Source organism: Shewanella sediminis HAW-EB3, from assembly GCF_000018025.1.
GTDB lineage: Bacteria > Pseudomonadota > Gammaproteobacteria > Enterobacterales > Shewanellaceae > Shewanella > Shewanella sediminis.
The window spans coordinates 3,243,256-3,265,008 of record NC_009831.1 but is presented as its reverse complement, the minus strand read 5'-3'; the positions used below and the strand labels follow the sequence as shown (position 1 = coordinate 3,265,008).

Annotated in this window: 12 protein-coding genes; 3 read left to right on the top strand and 9 right to left on the bottom strand. The window is 46.4% G+C overall.

What is annotated here, in order from left to right; translation table 11 throughout:
- Positions 1 to 2: 2 nt before the first annotated feature.
- Both SSED_RS14140 and SSED_RS14135 read right to left on the bottom strand, forming a co-directional pair.
- Positions 3 to 3,620: an intermembrane phospholipid transport YdbH family protein gene (locus tag SSED_RS14140; protein ID WP_012143036.1), complete on the bottom strand. Its 3,618-nt coding sequence runs from the start codon at positions 3,618 to 3,620 to the stop codon at positions 3 to 5.
- 539 nt (positions 3,621 to 4,159) lie between these two features.
- Positions 4,160 to 5,008: a D-hexose-6-phosphate mutarotase gene (locus SSED_RS14135; protein ID WP_012143035.1), complete on the bottom strand. Its 849-nt coding sequence runs from the start codon at positions 5,006 to 5,008 to the stop codon at positions 4,160 to 4,162.
- 267 nt (positions 5,009 to 5,275) lie between these two features.
- Between SSED_RS14135 and SSED_RS14130 the strand changes: the two genes are divergently transcribed.
- On the top strand, positions 5,276 to 7,066 hold the full coding sequence (locus SSED_RS14130) for an acyl-CoA dehydrogenase C-terminal domain-containing protein (protein WP_012143034.1): 1,791 nt from the start codon (positions 5,276 to 5,278) through the stop codon (positions 7,064 to 7,066).
- Positions 7,067 to 7,215: 149 nt separating this feature from the next.
- Here SSED_RS14130 and SSED_RS14125 read toward each other — a convergent pair whose 3' ends face one another.
- The 4 genes from SSED_RS14125 to SSED_RS14110 form a co-directional block, all read right to left on the bottom strand.
- Positions 7,216 to 8,469 (bottom strand): YibE/F family protein, encoded by a 1,254-nt coding sequence (locus SSED_RS14125; protein ID WP_049772121.1) that lies wholly within the window; start codon positions 8,467 to 8,469, stop codon positions 7,216 to 7,218.
- A gap of 93 nt (positions 8,470 to 8,562) precedes the next feature.
- Positions 8,563 to 10,698: a bifunctional metallophosphatase/5'-nucleotidase gene (locus tag SSED_RS14120; RefSeq protein WP_012143032.1), complete on the bottom strand. Its 2,136-nt coding sequence runs from the start codon at positions 10,696 to 10,698 to the stop codon at positions 8,563 to 8,565.
- Between the two features lie 584 nt (positions 10,699 to 11,282).
- The gene (locus SSED_RS14115; RefSeq protein ID WP_012143031.1) at positions 11,283 to 11,888 is read right to left on the bottom strand and encodes a DUF938 domain-containing protein; all 606 of its coding nucleotides are present in this window, start codon (positions 11,886 to 11,888) and stop codon (positions 11,283 to 11,285) included.
- Between the two features lie 116 nt (positions 11,889 to 12,004).
- A complete protein-coding gene (locus SSED_RS14110; RefSeq protein ID WP_012143030.1) occupies positions 12,005 to 14,185 on the bottom strand; it encodes a M3 family metallopeptidase in 2,181 nt (726 codons plus the stop codon).
- 279 nt (positions 14,186 to 14,464) lie between these two features.
- Between SSED_RS14110 and SSED_RS14105 the strand changes: the two genes are divergently transcribed.
- On the top strand, positions 14,465 to 15,979 hold the full coding sequence (locus SSED_RS14105) for a dipeptidase (RefSeq protein WP_041421705.1): 1,515 nt from the start codon (positions 14,465 to 14,467) through the stop codon (positions 15,977 to 15,979).
- A 288-nt stretch (positions 15,980 to 16,267) separates the two neighbouring features.
- A complete protein-coding gene (locus SSED_RS14100) occupies positions 16,268 to 17,842 on the top strand; it encodes a methyl-accepting chemotaxis protein (RefSeq protein WP_012143028.1) in 1,575 nt (524 codons plus the stop codon).
- A gap of 69 nt (positions 17,843 to 17,911) precedes the next feature.
- Here SSED_RS14100 and ggt read toward each other — a convergent pair whose 3' ends face one another.
- From ggt to hppD, 3 genes are all read right to left on the bottom strand, one after another.
- Positions 17,912 to 19,660, bottom strand: a complete 1,749-nt coding sequence (gene ggt, locus SSED_RS14095; RefSeq protein ID WP_012143027.1) for a gamma-glutamyltransferase — start codon at positions 19,658 to 19,660, stop codon at positions 17,912 to 17,914.
- A gap of 261 nt (positions 19,661 to 19,921) precedes the next feature.
- A complete protein-coding gene (locus SSED_RS14090) occupies positions 19,922 to 20,539 on the bottom strand; it encodes a LysE family translocator (protein ID WP_012143026.1) in 618 nt (205 codons plus the stop codon).
- Positions 20,540 to 20,667: 128 nt separating this feature from the next.
- The gene (hppD, locus tag SSED_RS14085; RefSeq protein WP_012143025.1) at positions 20,668 to 21,708 is read right to left on the bottom strand and encodes a 4-hydroxyphenylpyruvate dioxygenase; all 1,041 of its coding nucleotides are present in this window, start codon (positions 21,706 to 21,708) and stop codon (positions 20,668 to 20,670) included.
- Positions 21,709 to 21,753 lie beyond the last annotated feature (45 nt).

The window sequence follows — 21,753 nt, the reverse complement described above, 5'->3', positions numbered from 1 at the left end:
TATTAGTTCATCGATTTTTCAATTTGAGTCTGCAGTTTATCACCCACTTGCAGGCTCTTTAACAGTTGGAGCATGTTCTCCTCTTGAGAGTAGTTCAAGTGAATAGGTCGTTCAATTCCTTTTCCTCTGCCTTTTACATTGACCTTAAGCAGGGCATCGCCAGAGGGCTCCATATCGAAGGTGCTCGCCAATTCAGTATATTGAAGATGTTCCATGGTCGAAAATGCAAAGTCGAGATAGGGTTGAGACAGCCTCATCTGCTCGACCGCCGGATTGCCACTCACCGAGATAAGCCCCCCCGGTGCTCGCGCCGCTAATCGTCCCCCTGTGACCGAGACTCTGCCGTCAATAAGATCTACCGGCAGTACGCCATCGAATATCCCATCAGCATAGAGTCCCACCTGAGGTTGGATGGCGATGAGCTCCTCTAAATTCAGGCCCTGCAACACCAGGTAACCGTGGGATCTGTCATGCAGTTTCAGGCTGAATTCTGGCAGCAAAATCTGGCCTCCCAGGAGATCACCTGTGGCATTAAGATGAATTTCGGCATCACTTAAGTTAGCTGCCACACTATTACTGACCTGGGTATCGTGACGTAATGGCTCACCGTCTGATGGTGTCAGGAGTGGCACCTCGAGTCGAGCATCATCACGTGAGAGAGAGATATCCCCTTCGGCTTTGAGGTTAGTGATTAACACCCCTGGATTAAATGCCGCGGCAGCGAGATCCATCTCCGGACAGGCAAAGGTGCTCCTGTTCGAGCCATTGCTATCTTGTTTAAGATTGATGTGACAACGGGCAGAGATATCGACACCTTCGAAGGGAAGGTCGCTAATACTGCCGTTTAGAGATGAAAGTTGTGGTGAAAAATCAATGTTGAATTGAGTGTTTCTACTTTCTTGAAATAATTGATAATTTGCCTTTAGCTGAGTCTGTCCGTCCATATAAATATTGGTTGGCAAGGCGTAGCTATTTTTAACCAGGAAGAGGAGTGTGCTGAGATCGGTATCCAGATCCAGTTTTCCCTGCAATAGAGCTTGGTTTTCAACGCCGGGGCTCAGGCTGTGTTCACTCTCAAACTCCAGACCATCGATTGACCAGTGCTCTACCGTATCGAGGCGATAGTCATCCCACTGTAGTGCCTGCGTCAGGGTTGCCTGATAGAGGTGCAGTAGCTTCTGTTTTCTTTTACGCTTATTTTTAATATAGGTGTGATTAATTTCCAGCCCATCGATTTCATAGCTGAGCCTATTCTCTATTTGTGACGTTTTTAAAAATCGTTCGAACTCTGACTCATCACTTGGCTCTGAGGCGGCTATAGGCTCTGCTTCAACTGATTCAGAGTGAGAGGCAAGCTCAACCGACGCCGAGCTTGGTTTTTCCAATTGAATGACAAAACGAGGCAGGGAGAGAAAATAGTGATCCTCTGAGCTCGTGGGAAAGGGTTTGTGGCTCAATTCTGTTTGTGTTTGCTCCAGTGATAGTCTGGGGAGCGAAACCTCGAGCGCCTTGCTGCTTTTATTATCGAGCGGCCCTTGGTTTTGACGATTGCTGAGCGTTAATCGTGTATCGCCCTGGCTCTTAAATTGAATCTGTTCGGTGGTGATCAGGCTATCGCTACTGTTATCTTTACCATCCTGGTTAAGGTCCGCGTAGCGGATGGATGAGGAGCTCAGTGTGAAGGGAGCGCCGGTAAACTCGAAGTTCGCGTCAGGCTTGTCACTGTTTCTATTACTATCTATATCGAGGTCAACTTTGATATGACTCGGCCCCGATGAGCTGAAGGTAAGCGCTTTAGCATCAAATTCGATAGTTTTAGACTTATAAGAGGGGCGAAGGTGACGGTAAGAGAGCGGCCCCAGGTTTATGGTCAGCTTAGGCAGCGCTATATCGACTAGACCCGTTTCGTCGTAACTCAGAGAAAGTTCGTCTTGTAGAGTAAGCTGAGCCATTTGATTGCTGAAGGAAAAATCGGACTCGGCTTGGCCAGGTGGCGAACTCTGTTGCTGCTTCACCATTAACTGACGGGCGTTAATTAGCGCATTTTTATCGACCTTAAGTTCAATGGAGAAAGGCGAGGGCATTACCTTATTAAGAGGATTATTAAGGGTATTATTGAGGGCATTATTTGCAATTATGGCGAAACTCCCTTCGAGTGCCAGTGAAGCGGCTCCCAGCGTAATATCTGCAATGGAGCTCTCTGCGAAGGGCTTATCTGCAATGGGCTTATCTGCAATGGACTTCTCTGTGACGGACTGGGCTTCAACTAAGATCTCATTTATCGACACTGCTTGGCGCTGCTCTGCGTCGATTTGCCATTTCCCATTCAGACTCAACTGCTCTCTGTTCGCCTCTCTGTTTCGGTTGGGCAGAGTCAGTGAACCCTCATTTAATGAGATGGTCGCCTCTATTTTCGATTGAGCGATACTGAGCTGAAGCTTATCCAAGTTTATTCGCTTATCTTGCAGTGAATAGGTGAGAGGTTGTTTGAGGCTGAGCTCTATCTCTGGGGATGAATCGGCAGTCAACGCCTGAATGAACTGCTTTGTTTGAGCCTTAACAACATCATCTTGGATGAGATTGAGCAAGACCTCTTGCTGAGCCGGGCTGGGGGCAATGCCCAAGGTGAATGGAAGCAAACTCAGGGATAGATCGGCAAGATGTCCATTAAGCTCGAACTCGAGGTTAACCCTGTTGTTCCCCTTTGGGCTCTCTTTTGCCGTTTCAGCATTCTTAGTTACATTTTCTGTTATAAGGCTCGAATGTGGTTCGAGTGTCAGCGATTCCAGGTTGCCAAGGACGAGTTGGGACCCGGTGAGTGCATGATGTGACTTCAGTTGAGCGGTTTTCAGGTTAAGATCGACAGTCGAATTCAGGCTCCCGCTAAGTTCGATGTTTGCATCTTCTATCCGCTGCTTTAGGCTGAGTAGGGGGAGGAGTGCACTATCATTTATCTCTTGAGTCGATAATCGGCTCAGGAATGAGGTTAGCTCATCGAACACCAAGCTGGTTGATATCTTCCAACGTTTATCTGTTAAATTAGCCTTTAAATTAAATAACCTATTCCCCTGATGGCTCAAACTTGTGTTGAGCTGCCCAGACTCATCGAGTCGTAGCTTCTCCATGACAAGACTCAGCCGCGTCGGGTCGATGCCTACCAGTGTCAATGAGGTTTTGCCGATATCTATCTCAGGCAGCTGGTTGAGATCTAGTGCCAGTGTTGGCCCCTGTTCATCCAGGTTTCTCCCCTGCTCGGTGAGCACGGCCGGATTGAGCGCAACCTCCATTTGAGCCAGTGATATCTTATCTATCTGGTTTAGCGATAGCTGGTTTGTAAAGAGCTGAAAAGGCGAAAACTCTCTGTCTAAGCCAATTACCAGATCTGTTATGGCGATCAAAGAGCCGTGAACCTTCAGGGTTAACCGGGGAAAATGCCAAACGTTAAGTGAATCAGGCCTGATGCGGAGCTCGGTTATCTGAGTGTCATATTCAACGAGGTACCGGTTTGCCAACTTGATGGTCAGCTGCTCGTAGGTATTCGCCAGGACGACGAAGAGAGTCAGTAATATGAGAGTGAAAGCCAGTGTGAGTCGCTTTGCACGAGATAATTGCCGCAGCATCGATAGCGTGTTTCGGTATTGATTGTAATTATGTTTGAGTTTAGCACGGTATAAATTCAAATAATTGATATTTAGGTCTATTCGGTGAGCCTAACTTGGGGGATATTGCGAGAGTATCTAATACCAATCAGTATAAAGATGTGATCGCTCAGCGAGAGTTTAGCGCTCCTGAGGCAAGGCCATTAATTGCTCCTGCATAAATGGCATTTGCAACATCCATGTTGCTCGCAGCGAGTGAAGAGCATAGTTGTTCTACGTTTAAGCTCGTTAACGCAGCATCAGAAGCGCTAAAACTCGCCTTTCAGGAGTGTTTTTGGCTGCCTACTTTCTCGTTGAATAGCTTCACAAGGGATCACCATTGCATCATCTATTCGCCTTGAATTAGTTTGCCAAAAATAACTCTGAGTAGATCACTTTCTTATACTGATTGGTATAAATTCGCCAGCATTAAAAAAGGCCTTTTCAGTTAGTGAAGCAGGCCTTGTTTGATTTGTGTTTGCTTGAGTTCTGCTTCTACGTCAGGTTTATTTTCCTGGCGATCACGCTTTCCAACCAATCTTAGTGGTTAATGTGTGGGACTCACCGGGCTTAAGGGTAACCTTGTCCTCAAGTACGTTGGCCGCTTCAAGACACACCATGCTGAGGTAGTCATCACTATTGAAGCGTGACAGGCGCTGTGACTTATCTATCCATGGATTCCACAGTACCGCCGACTGACTGTTTTCGCGGCTGACCTCGATAGTTCCATCCGGTGTATGAAGCCGTTGATTTTGGCCAAGCTGGGTATAAACCCGGTCAGTCTCTCTGTCAAATTTCACCTCATCTCCGGGCTGTTGATAGGGCCCTTCACCGAACTCTATGTACTGTGAGCCTTCAAAGCCGCTCGCGCTTAGCCGATGAATATCATCGATCGGGAAGTAGGTATGCAATGCCTGAGTCAGGCTGACTGGCTCGTTACCCAAGTTAGTATTGATTAAGGAGACCGTTAGTGTTTCTGCCAGGGTAAATATTACCTCTACCCGGGTGTCGTGTGGCCAATATTGATTGTTTTCTTCAGTGATCGCCAGCGCGAATTTAAGCTCTACCGCTTCTTCGCGCATCTGCACCGACTCGAGTGTCCACAGGCTGGTACGTGCAAAGCCATGTTGCGGCCAGTCAGGGTTGTCACTCATGCCAAACCAGGGCCAGCAGATAGGGATCCCGCCTCTTATACCACTGCCCGGCTGATAATCGTCGGCAGAGGAGACCCAGAGTAGCGGCTTTTTCCCTTTAGGTTGAAAGAGATCAATCTGAGCGCCTTGCATAAAAATTCTCGCCTTGCACAGTGGCGTATCAACGTCCACATATTCTAATCCGCTGGCGTGTTTTTTTGTCGTTACAGAACCCATCGACTTCTTCCTCATTTCCTAATGTCATACTAATTAAGCGTTAGCTTACAGCGTTTTAATGCCTTTCATAAGGGGGAGTTATCTTCATTTTACGGTTACGCTGTTCGAGATCAAAAACAAACTGAGGAGAACAGGCTAGTTTATCGATTAGTTCTGTTTAATAAGTAGACGCCTCTTGTAAAAATTACAATTTAAACGCATGATTGAAACCATCGTATGAAAGGTCAGAATATTTTCGTCTTAATATAAAAATAAAAGGAACAGGGAATGCCGACATATCAAGCCCCACTTCGTGACTACCAGTTTGTATTAAATGAACTTCTTAATATCTATGAGCGTACAGAGCTCAAAGGTTTCGATGAAATTGATGTCGAACTTGCCGATGCTATCTTGCAAGGTGTAGCCGACTTCTCAACTGAAATTATGCTACCACTCAACAGCAGTGGTGATGTTGAAGGTTGCAAACTGGTCGATGGTAATGTCATTGCCCCTAAAGGATTTAAAGAAGCGTACCAACAATATGTCGATAATGGTTGGGGCACCTTGACCTGTGATCCTGAATATGGCGGTCAAGGTTTACCCGAGGCCATCGGGGTATTTGCGACCGAGATGAAAACCGCGACTAACATGGCCTTTGCCATGTATCCCGGACTCACCCATGGTGCCTATGCGGCAATTCATGCCCATGGCAGTGATGCACTTAAACAGAAATACTTAGAGAAGCTGGTGACTGGTGAATGGACGGGTACCATGAACCTGACTGAGTCTCATGCCGGAACCGATCTCGCTTTGCTACGCACTAAAGCAATCGAGGCTGGAGAGGGTCAATATGCGATCTCCGGCGAGAAGATATTTATCTCATCGGGCGATCATGATCTGGCCGAAAACATTGCCCATCTGGTGCTGGCCCGATTACCCGATGCGCCGGCGGGTGTGAAGGGGATCTCTCTGTTTGTCGTGCCTAAGTTTTTAATCAATGAAGATGGCAGTCTGGGTGATGCCAATACTCTGTGTGCCACCGGACTCGAGCACAAGATGGGTATTCATGGTAACTCAACCTGCGTGATGAACTTCGATGGTGCCCTCGGTGAGTTGGTGGGTGATCCGCATCAAGGTCTAAGGGCGATGTTCACCATGATGAACCAGGCGAGACTCGGCGTTGGGGTTCAAGGACTGGGCGTGTCAGAGATCGCATACCAAAATGCACTCGCCTATGCCAAAGACAGAATTCAGGGACGGGGACTCAGTGGCGTTAAAGCGCCGGAGATGGCGGCGGATCCTATCTTAGTTCATGGTGATGTAAGGCGTATGTTGATGTCGCAAAAATCCTTCAATGAAGGGGCGAGAGCGATGATAGGTCAACAGGCGCTATGGCTCGATGAGGCCGAGCGTCACAGCGATCCGGAAAAAGCCAAAATGGCAAATAAGTTGGCCGCGTTATTTACACCGATAGTCAAAGGGTTTGTAACCGATAGAGGCTTCAATGCCTGTGTCGATGCCCAGCAGGTATTTGGTGGTCATGGTTACATTCACGAGTGGGGCATGGAGCAATTTGTACGTGATATTCGTATCTCTATGCTCTATGAAGGCACTAATGGCGTACAGGCGCTGGATCTTGTCGGTCGAAAGATATTGTCCGACAAGGCTGCAACCTTGATGAGCTGGTCGGCTCTTGTGAAACAGCTTATCGAAGAGAACATGAGCAATGACGCAATGAAGCCCTATCTTGCCGGTTTGATGGATGCGTCAAAGGATCTGGAAAAATCCACGCAATATGTCGCCATGAATGCGCCGAAGAATTCGGATATTCTGGGGGCTGCATCTATGCCCTATATGCAAATTTTGGGGATCACAGCATTAGCCTGGATGTGGACTCGCACGGCGTCGATAGCACTAGCGGCGCTGGAAACAGATACCGGCGACAGAGAGTTTTATCAGGGCAAACTGAAAACAGCCCAGTTCTATATGGGGTATTGGGCGGTACAGACTCGCAGTTTGCGTAAGCAGATAGAGTCGAGCAGTGAACAACTGACCGAACTCGATGAGGCCGATTTTTAGTTTCTTATACCGGCGTCTGGTTGGGTTTAGTTTGTTACATAAACGAATTAAGACGTTTAGACAATTTTAAGTGACAAGAAAAAAGAGAACAGAGCTGATTGCTTGTTCTCTTTTTTATTTGGCTGGTTATTTGTTTGTATTAATAACTATTAAGACTCTAACGCTTGAACTTTTACAGTAACAGACGGTACTGTGATTGGCTGAGCTGTCTCAGACTGTTCTGAAGCGACTTTAGGTGCTTCGGTAACGCCCTCTTGATCATTGAGCATGTACCTTGCGAGCCAAGCTGTAAGAGGGATGGTCAGTACGATGCCGACACTTCCTGCAAGAGCGTGGATGATACTCAAGGCGATTACTGGGGTATTGATAAATTGAGTCAGCGGCATATCCAGTCCCCAAACCATCATGATCGTGGTTAAAGAGCTACCGGCAAACGCTAATATCAGAGTGTTAGTCATGGTGCCCATGATATCACGCCCGATATTCATACTCGCCTTCATCAACTGCCTCGGGCTAAGCTTAGGATCGGTAATTTTAAGCTCGTTATAGGCCGATGCAATTGATATGGCAACATCCATTACAGCGCCAAGCGCCGAGACCATGATGGCAACAAACATCAACCAGCGGATCTGAATTGGTTGAGTGGCCAGGTAGATAACGTCTTCGCCCTTATCTAAGTAGATGCCGGAAAGGTGCGCAAACTCACCAAATACTTGCGCCATGATGCCTGCCGCGATAACGCCGAGCAGGGTGCCCCCCATGGCACAGAAGCTCTTTTTGTTATAACCCGATACCAGAATAAAATTGACGACAATCTTTAATCCCATAAGGACAATGGTGACCAGCACCGGGTTCCAACCGGCAAAAATTGCCGGGATCAAGACGCCAATGATGAGCGCCGCGGTAAAGTAGAGTGAGATAACCGAATTCAGTCCCTCCTTCTTACCGAAAGAGAGCAGCAACAACAGGAAGGCAAAACACATCCAGTAGATGGCCGTCGAGCGCTTGTGGTTATAGGCCCAATACACAGTGCCATTAGACGTATCTCTGATCATCATGATGAAGATATCGCCTTTGCCGACCAGTACATTATGTTGTCGGCTAAGAGGATTTTGTACTTCGACCACTTTACCGATTTCTTCTCCCTCTAATATCTCGGCGGTGAATACCTGCTTGCCGGTTAATATGGAGGGGACTCTGGCATCGGGAGCCAGATGATTTGAGATGACATCGACGACACGAGCCTCTACAAACTCTTGCTGCAGCGGCGTCTTAGGTTTTAGACTATCGCTCAAACTGGGAGAGAAGTAGAAAATCAATGTCGAAATTAGCGCGATAAACAGGGTAAATCGATAGTTTTTTAACATAGCTTGTTTGTAACGACAGTTAGCAAAAATAATCATCTTGAGGCAGTTTAACACACCAGTAAATATCGATAATGCCAGACGAACCAAAGCAAAAAAAAGGCCTGTTACCAGGCCTTTATTGGGTGCGATTTACTCAGTTACACAACCTGCATAATCTTTTGTCGGGTTGACAAAGTATGAGGTCGCGTCATTAACATTAACCGCGTCCAAAATTCCTGGATATTTAGGATTATCCGGGTCAATCTTGACACAGATATCTTTGCTTACCAGTCTATTCCACAGTGTCTGACCTGCGCCATTGTCTGTACGTAGTAGGGTGATAGCGCCATTATCCTGGTACTGTTTAATCTCCCAGTTAGGATTAGTGAAATCACTGGCGTTAACGCCTTGGTTGGCAGCAACATATTCTGTGAGCATGTCACGGATAGCGTAAACTGGCTCGTTGACTGAATCATAATAAACATCATCACCGGTTGCCCAGCCAAACTTCTTGATATTTGATCCCCAACGGTAGCTGTTCAAGGCGACCTTGTAGGTTGCTGTAGCATCGAATGGCTTACCATCGAGCTCGATGATTTCGATACGGCTACCTTCATTTGTTACCGTATAGTTCTCATCCATAGCAAATGAATCGCCAGTCAGGTCGACAACGAAGTCAATCTTACCGTCGAACTGATCGTACATGTAAGCTTTAGCACCTTTCTTAAAGGATACGGTAATGTCACCGTCTTTATAGGTATTAAAGTAAGTGTAAGACCACTCCATGTAGCGCTTGAGGTTTGCGCCAGTCATGTTGATACCGATAAGGGTATTGTCATACTTGTAGAGATTAGTCGAATCTTTCTTAGCGTACTCTTGGCCATCAATCAGGTTAGAGCTATCAGAGAATAGTGACGCTGCAGAGACTACGGCTTCAGATTTCTCAAGCTGGATCTGGTTGATGAAGTCCATCAACGGCGTATCCATGACTTTAGCGGTATGAATCGTTGAATATAGACGACCGGTTTCGTGATCGTAGTCTTCATGTACGGCTTCATCGGCACCGGTACCCGGTGTAAAGTCACCACCGACCAGGCCAAGAACTAGCTGAGCATCGGCCTTAGAGATGTCATGAACATACTGGAACTGCGAACTTGTAGTCTGACTTTCTTCGATATTTTTAGATGTGACATTGCTTAATGTCGTATCGACCATCTCCCACTTGCCATCGGTGTTCTTCTTAAGCTTGATGTCAGCCTTAGCCAGCGCCCAACCCCATTTACCTGGTTCGATGATCTTAACGCTTTGAGCGCGGTTAGATTCATCATAGGTACCTGAAAGTGTCTTATCTTCGGCAGTATCACCACCTTCGACGGAGATATCGGTAGAAGTGATATCTTCACCTTCAGCTGCTTTTTGAATGCTTTCGATATAGGTCGCATGTTCGTGACCAGCTAGAATCACGTCAAACTTATCTGCCATCTCTGCAGCAATCTTGTGAACACCGGCACCGCCTTCTGAGCTACGTCCGATATGGAAAGCACCGACGATGACATCAGGGTTGAATTTTTCGATCAACTCATCAACTGCTGCACGGGTAGAGGCCAGCTCTTCGTCAAACTTTAGACCGGCAAAGTGTCCGGGTGCAGAAGCTTCCCAGTTAGGCACGTTAGATGGTGTCACACCAACGATGGCAACCTTAGCGCCATCGACTTCAAAGATCTGGAAAGCACGAATGTAGTTCGCACTGTTCTCTTCCCACTTGATGTTATTCGATACAACTGCACCGTTGAAATGGTTCAGGTTACGGTCGATAAAGCTGCGTTCGAAGTTAAATTCATGGTTACCTGGAACCCATAGGTCGAAACCCAATGAGTTTAAGGTAGAAACGACAGGGTGAGTTGGGTCATCGTTGAAGAGTTGAGCCGAGTTGCCTTGAACGGTATCACCGATATCGATCAAGATCATATTTGGATTATTTGCTTTTTCGGTTTCAAGCAAGGTTGAGATACGTGTCAGACCTGCATCTGAATCGACCGCATCGAGAGCATAGTCATATCCAAAGATACGACCGTGAAGATCCGATGTTGCACCGATAGTAATGGTGACTTCGTCGACTTCGTTTTGACTCTTAACTACGATATCGGGTGTGTTAGTCAGTGTTTTACCTTGTGTTACCACAGGTGCATAACCACTGTCCGTATTAATTATTGTCTCATCATCCGAGCACCCGGCTAAAGCAGCGAGTACGGCTAAGCACAGTACACTGCGATTAGTTTTTTTCATTATCAACCCCGTATTATTTTTAATTGTGCATTAATTGCACATATATTGACTAAGGCGAATTGTGACTGGTTTTAATACTGTGATTGCAAATCAATCACAGTATGTTTTTAAACTTCTCGGAAAACATTGCTAATCAATTTATGTAAACTTTTGCATATCAGAAAGCTTGAAAATAGATTGCGCAAAATTGTTCCGAAATATTTAATAAGACGCCTCAGCGTATCGGTTAATTACCACATGATTAATTAGCTACTTTTTAATAACTTTTAATTAACCGAACTGGATTATATCGGCTTGAGCATTAATGATAGTGATCGGTTTCACACAAAATGTGCTACAAAAAGATACATTTGCGTTGTAAAAATACACAATTGAGTGTTCGGCAACCTATTTGATAGGTGAAAGCGAGTGAGTCAGACATTGAAATGATGATATTAGAAATGTTTTATACTAATTGTAATTGCCTGAACATTTTGGGTAATTTACTTATTTATCTTGCACTGTTCTGATTCGTAAACAGTGAGTGAATTCATTTTGAACTCATAATATATTTTATATAGTCAGATTATTGCTCAAAATATTTTTCATACTATTTTTGTCAGGTGAAGTAATCGATTATTTGCCGGCATGGGATGATCTGCACAAAATTTAAGCCCATGCATGTTAGCCAGCTCATGTATCCATTCGATATTTCGAATCGCACTGCGATGATCTCTATCTTTTAACCATATGTCGAATCTGGCATTACTCTCACTGCTGTACTCGCCTCCATAATTAAATGGACCGTATATACACAGTTGTCCTTTTGGAGCTAAATATTTGCCTATACCGCAGAAGAAAGCTTCAACCATCTCTTTCGACATGATATGTAGGGTATTGGCGGTAAAGATAGCATCGATACTGTTTGAATTAGCTAATGGCCACACCTTGGAGACATCCAATACCAATGGGTCTTTTAGGTTGGGGAGGTTTGTCTGGGCTAAGCGCATCTCTATCCCTTCTAGATAGGCCGCTTGATCGCTGGTTTGCCAGATAAGATGAGGCAGATGCCTGGCAAAATAAGTCGCATGCTGTGCGCTGCCGGTGCCAATCTCTAAGAGATGGGTCGATTGCGCAAAAGCACGCTTAATGACCTCCAGTATCGGGCCTTTATTGTTTTCACATGATTGAGAGAAGGGGAGTTGGTTCATAGGGACAGCTTACTCAGATTATTTGAGGGATAAAAAAGCACGGCAATAGCCGTGCTTTTAAACTTTCCATCAATAGCTAAATCGATGGCTAAATTGATAGCGATACTAAGGAAAGCTTACTTAGCGAGTAAACCACGGCTACGAAGCAGAGGATCGATTCCTGCTTCTTTACCACGGAACTGCTTGTAAAGCTTCATTGGATCTTCGCTTCCACCTTGTGATAACACGTTATTTCTAAATGCATCGGCGGTGGCTCTATCGAAAATACCGTTTTCTTTGAACGCTTCGAAAGCATCGGCTCCTAAAATATCAGACCATAGGTAGCTGTAGTAACCTGCCGAGTATCCACCAGAGAAGATGTGTGCAAAATAAGTGCTGCGGTAACGCGGCGCAATTTCGCTGATCAAGCCCATCTTGTTCAGTGACTCAGCTTCGAATGCTGCAGCATCTTTTGGCGTGAAGTCTGTGACAGTGTGCCAATCGAGATCGAGTTTAGTTGCGGCCATATATTCAACGGTAGCAAAACCTTGGTTGAACTTACTGGCTGCCTGGATCTTCTTAACAAGTTCCTGTGGGATCACTTCACCTGTTTTGTAGTGCTTAGCAAATTGTGCCAATACTTCAGGTTGTGTCATCCAGTTTTCCATCACTTGAGATGGGAACTCAACATAGTCACGTGGTACAGAGGTACCCGCTTGTGAGCGATACTTAACATCGGAAAGCATACCGTGCAGTGCGTGACCAAATTCATGGAATAGGGTGCTGGCTTCATCGAATGTTAAAAGTGCAGGCTCATCGCCGACCGGACGAGGATAGTTCAACACGTTTACAATGATAGGCTTAGAATCTACGCCATTCATGTTGTATTGCTGACGGTAGGAGTTCATCCATGCTCCGCCACGCTTAGAGTCACGTACGTAGTAATCGCCCATGAAGATGGCCATTAGTGAGCCGTCTTTGTCGAATACTTCCCATGTACGTACTTCATCGTTGTACTTAGGCAGGTCGGTACGCTCTTTAACTGTTATTCCGAAGAGACGGTTAGCCGTGTAGAATACGCCCTTAAGTGTATTCTCCAGTGAGAAATACGGACGAGTCTGCTGTTCATTAAAGCTGTACTTAGCAACACGGATCTTGTCTGAATAGTATGCCCAGTCCCAACCTGCCAACTTGAAGTCACCGCCTTCAGAGTCGATAAGTTCCTGCATTACGGCGACTTCAGCTTTCGCTTGTCCCAGGGCTGCAGGCCAAACCTTATTTAAGAGTCCATATACATTTTCAGGTGTTTGGGCCGTACGCTCTTCGAGCACTAGATGTGCATGGGTTTTGTAGCCCATCAATTGTGCACGTTCGGCACGAAGTGCAGCCATCTTGGCTAGAAGCTTTTTATTGTCGTTAGCGTTGTCGTTATTACCGCGCTCGATGTAACCGTTATAGATTTTTTCGCGTAGCTCGCGATTATCTGCATAGGTTAAAAACGGTGTGATAGAGGGACGTGATGTGGTGAACACCCATTTCCCTTCATGGCCGCGCTTGGTCGCAGTTTGCGCTGCATTGCTGATAACATCGGCTGGCAGCCCTGCAAGGTCGGCTTTATTGTCGATGACCAATTCAAATGCGTTAGTTTCTGCAAGCAAGTTATCGCCAAATTCAAGGCTCAGCTTGCCAATCTCTTCATTCAATGATCTAAGCTTGGTCTTATCCGTTTCGCTTAGGTTTGCTCCACCACGAGTGAATGACTTGTAGGTGTCTTCTAAAAGCTTAGCTTCAGCAACGTCGAGGTTTAATCCATCACGCTGTTCGTATACCGCTTTAACTTTTTGAAATAACTGATCGTTTAATAGGATGTCGTCACCGGCAGCCGAGAGTAGTGGTGAAATCTCTTTAGAGAGCTTCTGTAACTCATCATTGGTATCTGCGCCGGTCAGGTTATAGAAAACGCTAGCGACTTTCGTTGTCAGCTCACCGGAAAACTCCATCGCTTCGATGGTGTTAGCGAAGGTCGGTGCATCCGGGTTATCAATAATGGCTTGAATTTCAGCTTTATGTTGTGCAATACCAGCTTTAAAGGCGGGTAGATAATGCTCAGTCTTGATCTTATCGAAATCTGGAATACCCATATAGGTATCGTATGGCTTAAAGAAAGGATTCGTTGCGTTATTTTCAATAATCTGTTGTGCAACGACATTCGGCGCCACGTTAGCTTCATTTGTTGCAGTAGTAGATGAGCTACATGCGCCAAGAGCAAAAGTCAGTGCGATAGCTGACACGAGTGGTTTGAGGGTTAATCCCTTCATATTTATATCCCCGGTTGGTTATTTATATTCTGCTTGTGTTAATAGGTTTAATCACTGCGTTGGTGATTACGTTCAATAATAATGATTGCTTCTTACCTTACGTAAAAAGTCTTAATCTGACGTTAAAGTCTTTTAAATATCATGGTTGAAGGTGTTAAGGCTATCAATTTATTGTTTTGTTTGTAACAAATGTTTCGAAAAGGCTGTTTTTATACATCAAATGGCTATTTTTGTGGCAAACTGGCTCAGATACTTGAAAACAATAACAGATGGAAATGTATGAAAAAGTTAGCTCTCTCCTTGCCTCTCGTCCTCACATCACTATTTCCTATTTATGTAAATGCTTTGACCTCTGAAGCGGAGTCAACGGCTGACTATGCCGTAAAAACTTACGAAGCGGAAATGTTAGATTCATTATCAAGCTTGGTCAGTTACAAGACTGTTAGCGCTGAAGGCCTTACTCCGGATACTCACCCGGAATTCATCGGTTTTAAGCATGAACTGAGTCAATTGAGTCAAAAGCTTGGTTTAGACTACTCTGATCATGGATATGTGATCTTAATTGGTCTGGGTAACAGCCAAAAGAAGTTAGGTGTCATCACCCATGGGGATGTGCAACCTGCCAATCCTCAGTTGTGGAGAGGTGATCCTTTTGTTCTCGATATGACATCAAAACCTGGCAAATTAATTGGCCGGGGGACTGAAGATGATAAAGGTGCCATCGTCACCGCCATGTACGCGATGAAGTCGATTCAAGACAAAGGATTGAAATTAGATAGACGGATAGAGTTGATGGTGTACCTCGCCGAGGAGACCGATTGGGATCCGCTCAGAACATTCTTGAAAAACTATACTCCGGCCGATATCAATATCACCATCGATGCCGAATATCCTGTTGTTACGGCTGAGAAGGGGTGGAGCAAGATTAATTTCGTTATCCCGCCTCAAGAGCTAGCTCCTATGGAAGATAAGCGAGCACGACTGGTCTCATTCTCCGGTGGTGTCTTTTCGAGTCAGGTGCCACAACAGGCCGTTGCAGAGATGTCCGGGGTAAGCGGTGAGTTACAATCTGCACTAAAAACGCAAGGGCTGCGACAGCAAGGCATGCGGTACCGCTTCGAATCCGATGGCGATGCTCTCACTATCTTTGCCGACGGGAAGGCGGCACATTCATCGACACCCGAAGATGGTGTCAATGCGGTTACTCACTTAGCGGAGTTACTCTCTATTCATAACTGGCCGAGATCTCAGGCGGCCCTGACCCAGAGCTTTATTCACGAGATGGTGGGGCTGGGGATTTATGCCGAGCAGTTTGGTGAGATAGCTTATAAAGATAACTTTATGGGGGCGATGACGTTGGCCCCCACAGTGATCAAACATACTAAAGATGGCACTGAAGTTGTGATGAACCTGCGTAGACCCACTGGAAAAACCCCCGAGTTACTCGATAAACAAACACTCGAAGCACTCAATAACTGGCAAGAAAAACATCAAACACAGCTCACCGATATCGATACTTATTGGGGGACACCTATGGTGATGGATGATGCGCCTCATCTGGATACCTTACTTAACGTGTTCTCACACTTTACAGGTGTGAAAGATCCTAAACCCGTTGCCATCGGCGGTTCAACCAACAGCAAGCTCTTTCCAAATGCGTTGAGCTTTGGCCCTACCATGCCAGGCGTCGAGTATACGGGGCACACAGAAGATGAATTTATGACCCATGAACAATTTATGTTGAATTTAAAGATGTATACGGCTGCATTTATTGAGTTAGCAGTCGAACAGTGAGGGCTTAAATTCCTGAGCCGATAGAATCGCTACTTTTACTTTCCTGGTTTATGCCAGTCTTAGTTTGAATCGAACGCTAAGACTGGTTTTTTAGATGTGTAAACCATCTGTGCGATATACCCAAATAACACACGGCTTATCATGCATTTAAATTGAACCTTACACTCTGGTACGTGAGTGTTAATTAGTTTGTTTTTCTACATGTAAATTGACAATAATCAATTATTTACTAATCCACATTTGTAACAATGCTGCTCATTCCTTCATCAGCTAATAAGAATTATATCTATGCGCAATAATCAGCCTGTGACGCAAAAGGAAAAGACGCTAACCGATAACTGTATCTTACTCTCTACGACCGATCTCGATGGCAACATTAAATATGCCAACGAAGGGTTTACCAGTGTCAGTGGTTACAGTTTCGACGAATTACACCGCCAGCCTCACAATTTGGTGCGACATCCTGATATGCCTGAAGCTGCATTCAAGTCGATGTGGGAGAGAATAAAACAGGGTAAGCCTTGGATTGGGGTGGTGAAGAACCGCGCCAAGAGTGGTGACCATTATTGGGTAAATGCCTATGTGGCCCCCGTTTATGAAGATGGAAAAATTCACGAATACCAGTCTGTCAGAAGGAAGGCAACCGCCGATCAAATTAATAGTGCCACGCGTATTTATGCCGACTTACAAGCTGGAAAGAAGCCTAAGGCACTCAGCAAAGGGCTACTGGGGTTTAGTGGCAGGCTATTTGTCTGTCTACTGCTTACGGTACTATTAACTGCGGCACTTGCCAGTTACTCGCCCCTTGTGGCAGTCATTGCGGCCGCTATTTTCGGTGCTATCGGTTTGAAGCTTATTCTTGCGCCTTTTAATGCCTTGCTCGAGAAGGCGGTGAATATTATTGATGACCCACTCGCTACCGGGGTGTATGCGGGCAGGCAAGATGAGTTAGGCAAAATCAGTTTTGCCCTGCAATTTCTCATTACCGAAACTGGCGGGGTAGTTGGGCGTATGGCTGATTCAGCCGGCTCAATCGAAGGGCTCAGTGGCAGTTTAAACGATACGATATCCAATACCCGTGAACGCGCCGACAGCCAGAGTCAGCAGACGAGCCAAGCCGCGACAGCCATGGAGGAGATGAGCGCAAGCTTTGCCGAAGTGAGCAGTAATATCCACAATGCGGCCGAAGAGATGGCAACAAGCTATGAGTCGGCCGAGAAGGGGCATGAGAGGATGGAGATGGTGATTGAAGCCATCAATCAATTAAATGATGAAGTCGGCAACTTCTCTACCGTTGTGGCTTCTATCGAACAAGATAGTCAAGATATCAATAATGTACTCGAGGTCATTCGCGGCATTGCCGAGCAAACTAACTTACTTGCCTTGAACGCCGCTATCGAGGCTGCTCGAGCAGGGGAGTCGGGGCGTGGGTTTGCCGTTGTGGCAGATGAAGTGCGTCAACTTTCGAGTCGCACGAGCGAGTCGACCTCTCATATCGAAACCATAGTGAGTAAATTCCGCGAGAGTACGCTCAAGGCAACTCAAACCATGGAGTCTGGTCAACGCAAGGCGGAGCAGTCCGTAGGACTAGCACAGCAGGTCGATGAGTCTTTTGAGGAGTTACGCTCATCGATAGGTAAGATGAATGTGATGAGTGATGAAAATGCGTCTGCCATGTCACAACAAACCACCGTTGCGAATGATATCAGCCATTCTATTCAGGTGATCAATGAGTTGGCTCTGGAAAGTCTCGAACAGACACAAGATGCGACGGAACGTGGCCAACAAGTGTCGAGGTTGTCGGCTAAGACGCATAATTTATCTAAACAGTTTTGGCGCCAAAGTGTGCAGAGAAACTATTAAAGGTACAGACTATTATTGAAATATAGATGGGGGAAGCATAATGCTTCCCCCATTTTTTATTCTTGTTGATTAATACCCTGCCGTTTCGCTGCCGGCACGTCTGGGATCCGAAGCGCCGAAAATACCTTGCTCTGTGACCATGATCGATTGGGTCGAACCTGTGGCATTGTTGACTTTCACCTTGTGCCCTTTGGCTTCCAGAAGTTCTATGGTGTCTCTGTTGAGACTCTGCTCGACTCTGAGGAGGTCGGGTAGCCATTGATGATGGACCCGCGGGGCTGCGGTTGCCTCGGCAATATTCAGATCATGATCGATAACATTCATGATGACCTGCATCGTGGTGGTGATTATCCGTGAGCCTCCGGGACTACCCGTGACTATAAATGGCTTGCCATCTTTCATCACTATGGTCGGGCTCATGGAGCTCAGTGGGCGTTTACCTCCTTCGACCGCGTTTGCTTCACCGCCAACCAGTCCATAACCATTCGGTGTATCCGGTTTAGCGGAGAAGTCATCCATCTCATTATTAAGCAGTATGCCCGTGCCTTTAGCGACAAGGCCGGAACCATAACTGAAATTCAGGGTATAGGTGTTGGAAACGGCATTGCCCCATTGGTCGACAACGGAGTAATGAGTGGTTTGATCACTTTCATAGGGCACTAAATTGCCAGGTTTAATATCGCTGCTGGGTGTTGCCCTGTTGGTTTTGATTTGGCTGGACAGTTTCTTGGCGTAATCTTTGTTGATCAGTGCCTGAACCGGTACGTTATAAAAATCAGGGTCGCCCAGATACTCACTGCGATCCGCATAGGCACGTTTCATCGACTCAGTCATCAGATGGAGTGTGGCCGCGGTGTTGTGGCCCAGCTTATCGATAGGAAACGGTTCTAACATGTTGAGCATTTCGATGATGTGTATGCCGCCCGATGAAGGGGGGGGCATTGAGACCACCTGATAGCCCCGGTAATCGCCTTGCACCGGTTTACGCTCGACAACCCGATAGTTTTTCAGGTCCTCGAGTGTCATAATCCCGCCAACCTCTTGTATGGCAGAGACTATCTTCTGCGCCGTCTCGCCTTGATAAAAGCCCTTGCTGCCATGTGCGGCGATAAGGGTGAGGGAGTGAGCCAACTCAGGCTGCTTGAGTGTCTCCTTGACGCGATAATCACTGCCGTCGGCTTTATAAAATATCTCCGCAGAGCTAGGCCATTGGGCGAGGCGCTTCTTCAGGCCCGTGAGTGAGGTCGACAGGTCTGGCGTCACTTCTATACCCTCTTTGGCCATTTTAATTGCTGCCGTCGTGACCTGTTTCATCGTCATGGTGCCATATTTTTGCAAAGCCAGTTCCATTCCCATTACGGTGCCTGGTACACCAACGGCTAAGCCATGTTCGCGACTTAAGCGCGAGTCTGGATCGCCTTTTTCATCGAGGAAAATGTCTCTATGAGCCTTAGCGGGTGCCATCTCCCGATAATCGATGGCGATAGTCTTGTTGGGCTCAGCAAGATGTACCATCATAAAGCCGCCGCCACCCAGATTCCCGGCTCTGGGCAGGGTCACCGCAAGGCTAAATCCCACGGCAACGGCAGCATCTACCGCGTTTCCTCCCTGCTTTAATATCTCTACTCCTGCGCGCGTCGCCAGGGCTTCCTGGCTCGAGACCATGCCATGTTCGGCCCATATAGGTTGCACGGTGGCCATATGGCTATATATTGAAGGTTCAGCCGCCTGTATAGATGGCACATGCAGTGCTGCAGATATACTGAACAGAGGTACGGCTATGGACATGGCGACAAATAGGGTCTTTAACGGGCGCATGAATTATCCCTTTTAGTTTTTTTAATTAGTTATCAGTGCAATGTGACGCGAAAAAATAAAAAATGCAAGTCAGCAATCGAGGCGTTTACCCATCAAGAAACTGAGCAAAATAGACGTTATACGGTAGAGGCGGCCAAGTCACTGCCGTTTAAAGGTGAGATTTGAGTGCGTTATCTTTTAGCCGTCACTCTGAACTCATTCTTTGCAAAGAGCCGAATCCATGGCTTTCTGTGCTGTTTCTTGAGTCTTGCTATATAAAAGTTAACCCAGCGCCAACCAGAAGCCCACGCCCACCATGAGTGAACCCGCTATACGGTTCATCCATTTGATGTTATCGCCTCTGGTCAGGAATACTTTCAGGCTCTTCCCGCCGGTAGCATAAGCCGTCATGCTGACAAACTCGGTAAACATGATCACACTCAACAGGGTGATGAACTGAGGGGCGAGAGCCTTATCGACATTAATGAAGGGAGGCAGGAGAGATATCATGAAGGCCCAGCCTTTGGGGTTGGCGATGGCGGTGATAAAGCCTTGAGAAATGAGTGCGCCGTTGCTGATGCTGCCTGACTGGTCATCAAGCTTGGCCATCTTGCCTTTGGCACGCCACATCTGTACGCCGATATAGGCAAGGTAGAGTCCACCCACCCACTTTAACACCTCAAAGAGTTGCGGATAGTTGAGCATGATGCTGGCTACCCCCATAACGGCAGCGATGGACACTAGCGCTACGCCAACGAGCTCTCCAATCATCATCCAAAAGGTTCGTTTGATGCCGATACTCATTCCCAGCGTCATGGCAAGTGTCATACACATTCCAGGCGTAATCGATACGAAGAAGAAGGTTGGTATAAAAACGGCGAGTAGGGCGAGATCTGGCATCTGTATGATGGTGTCTTATGTTTGATTTGGTGGCTCAGTGTAGATAAATAATCGCTGAGTGAAAACAAAAAACCAGCCAAGTTGGCTGGTTTTACATCGGCTTAACCTGATTTAACTTTCTATAACAGTTACAGCACACCGCGGCGCTGTTGATCCCGTTCGATAGACTGGAACAGGGCGGTAAAGTTACCCTCTCCGAATCCCAGGTTATTCTTGCGCTGAATGATCTCGATAAAGATGGGGCCGAACAGGTTCTTAGTGAAGATCTGTAACAGGTAACCCTCTTCGTCGCCATCGACTAAGATCTGATGATGTTTAATTTTTTCTCTGTCTTCTGTCACCTGTGGCAATTTTTCGAAGATGGTGTCGTAATACTCGGGGATGATATCTAAAGTTTTTATCGATGAACCTTCCATCGCATCTAGTGACGCGACGATATCCCGGCTTCTGAATGCCAGGTGTTGAACGCCGGGTCCATCATACTCTCTGAGGTATTCATCGATCTGATTCTTGTCACTGCCTTTGCCTTCATTAATCGGGATACAGAAGCTGCCGTCGGGTGAACGTAGCGCATAAGAGATTAAGGCCGTTTGGGCCCCTTTAATATCGAAGTAGCGCACTTCGGTGAAACCAAAGATATCTTTGTAGAAGTTGGCCCAATGTTCCATCGTCCCTTTGTAAACATTGTTGGTCAGGTGATCGACTTCGATAAAGCCTTTCTCCTGAGTGATCACAGGCTCTTCAAGATCGACGAAATCATTCTGGTAGATATTACTTTCACTGCCGAACAGGTCGATAAAGTAGATCAGGCTGTCGCCAATACCGTAAATGGCGGGGTAAGGATGGTCTTTATTTTCTTCTGTTGCAGGTTTAGCACCGCGTGCCACTGCGCCTTCGAAAGCAAACTGGGCATCTTCTACACGCCAGCCCATCGAACAGATCGCGGGGCCGTGACTCTTAGCGAACTCTGCCGAAAAGCCGCGAACTTCATTGTTCAGCAAAAAGTTAATGTCGTTCTGCTTGTAGTAGCTAATGTCTTTAGTTTTACTTTTCTTTAGCTTAGAAAAACCGAAATCAATAAACACTTGATGCATGAAATCAAGATCTGGGGTGGCAAATTCTGTAAATTCTATGCCCAATAAACCCAGTGGATTTTGTTCGCTCGCCATTGTCTTGTCCTCGTTTAATTTGTTGCTACTCGCTGCCATACTTCG

Coding starts and splice junctions, on each gene's coding strand:
- SSED_RS14100 (WP_012143028.1), top strand. CDS start 16,268: ATGCGCAATAATCAGCCTGTGACGCAAAAGGAAAAGACGCTAACCGAT.
- SSED_RS14110 (WP_012143030.1), bottom strand. CDS start 14,185: ATGAAGGGATTAACCCTCAAACCACTCGTGTCAGCTATCGCACTGACT.
- SSED_RS14115 (WP_012143031.1), bottom strand. CDS start 11,888: ATGAACCAACTCCCCTTCTCTCAATCATGTGAAAACAATAAAGGCCCG.
- SSED_RS14125 (WP_049772121.1), bottom strand. CDS start 8,469: ATGATTATTTTTGCTAACTGTCGTTACAAACAAGCTATGTTAAAAAAC.
- SSED_RS14130 (WP_012143034.1), top strand. CDS start 5,276: ATGCCGACATATCAAGCCCCACTTCGTGACTACCAGTTTGTATTAAAT.
- SSED_RS14105 (WP_041421705.1), top strand. CDS start 14,465: ATGAAAAAGTTAGCTCTCTCCTTGCCTCTCGTCCTCACATCACTATTT.
- hppD (WP_012143025.1), bottom strand. CDS start 21,708: ATGGCGAGCGAACAAAATCCACTGGGTTTATTGGGCATAGAATTTACA.
- SSED_RS14090 (WP_012143026.1), bottom strand. CDS start 20,539: ATGCCAGATCTCGCCCTACTCGCCGTTTTTATACCAACCTTCTTCTTC.
- SSED_RS14135 (WP_012143035.1), bottom strand. CDS start 5,008: ATGGGTTCTGTAACGACAAAAAAACACGCCAGCGGATTAGAATATGTG.
- SSED_RS14120 (WP_012143032.1), bottom strand. CDS start 10,698: ATGAAAAAAACTAATCGCAGTGTACTGTGCTTAGCCGTACTCGCTGCT.
- SSED_RS14140 (WP_012143036.1), bottom strand. CDS start 3,620: ATGCTGCGGCAATTATCTCGTGCAAAGCGACTCACACTGGCTTTCACT.
- ggt (WP_012143027.1), bottom strand. CDS start 19,660: ATGCGCCCGTTAAAGACCCTATTTGTCGCCATGTCCATAGCCGTACCT.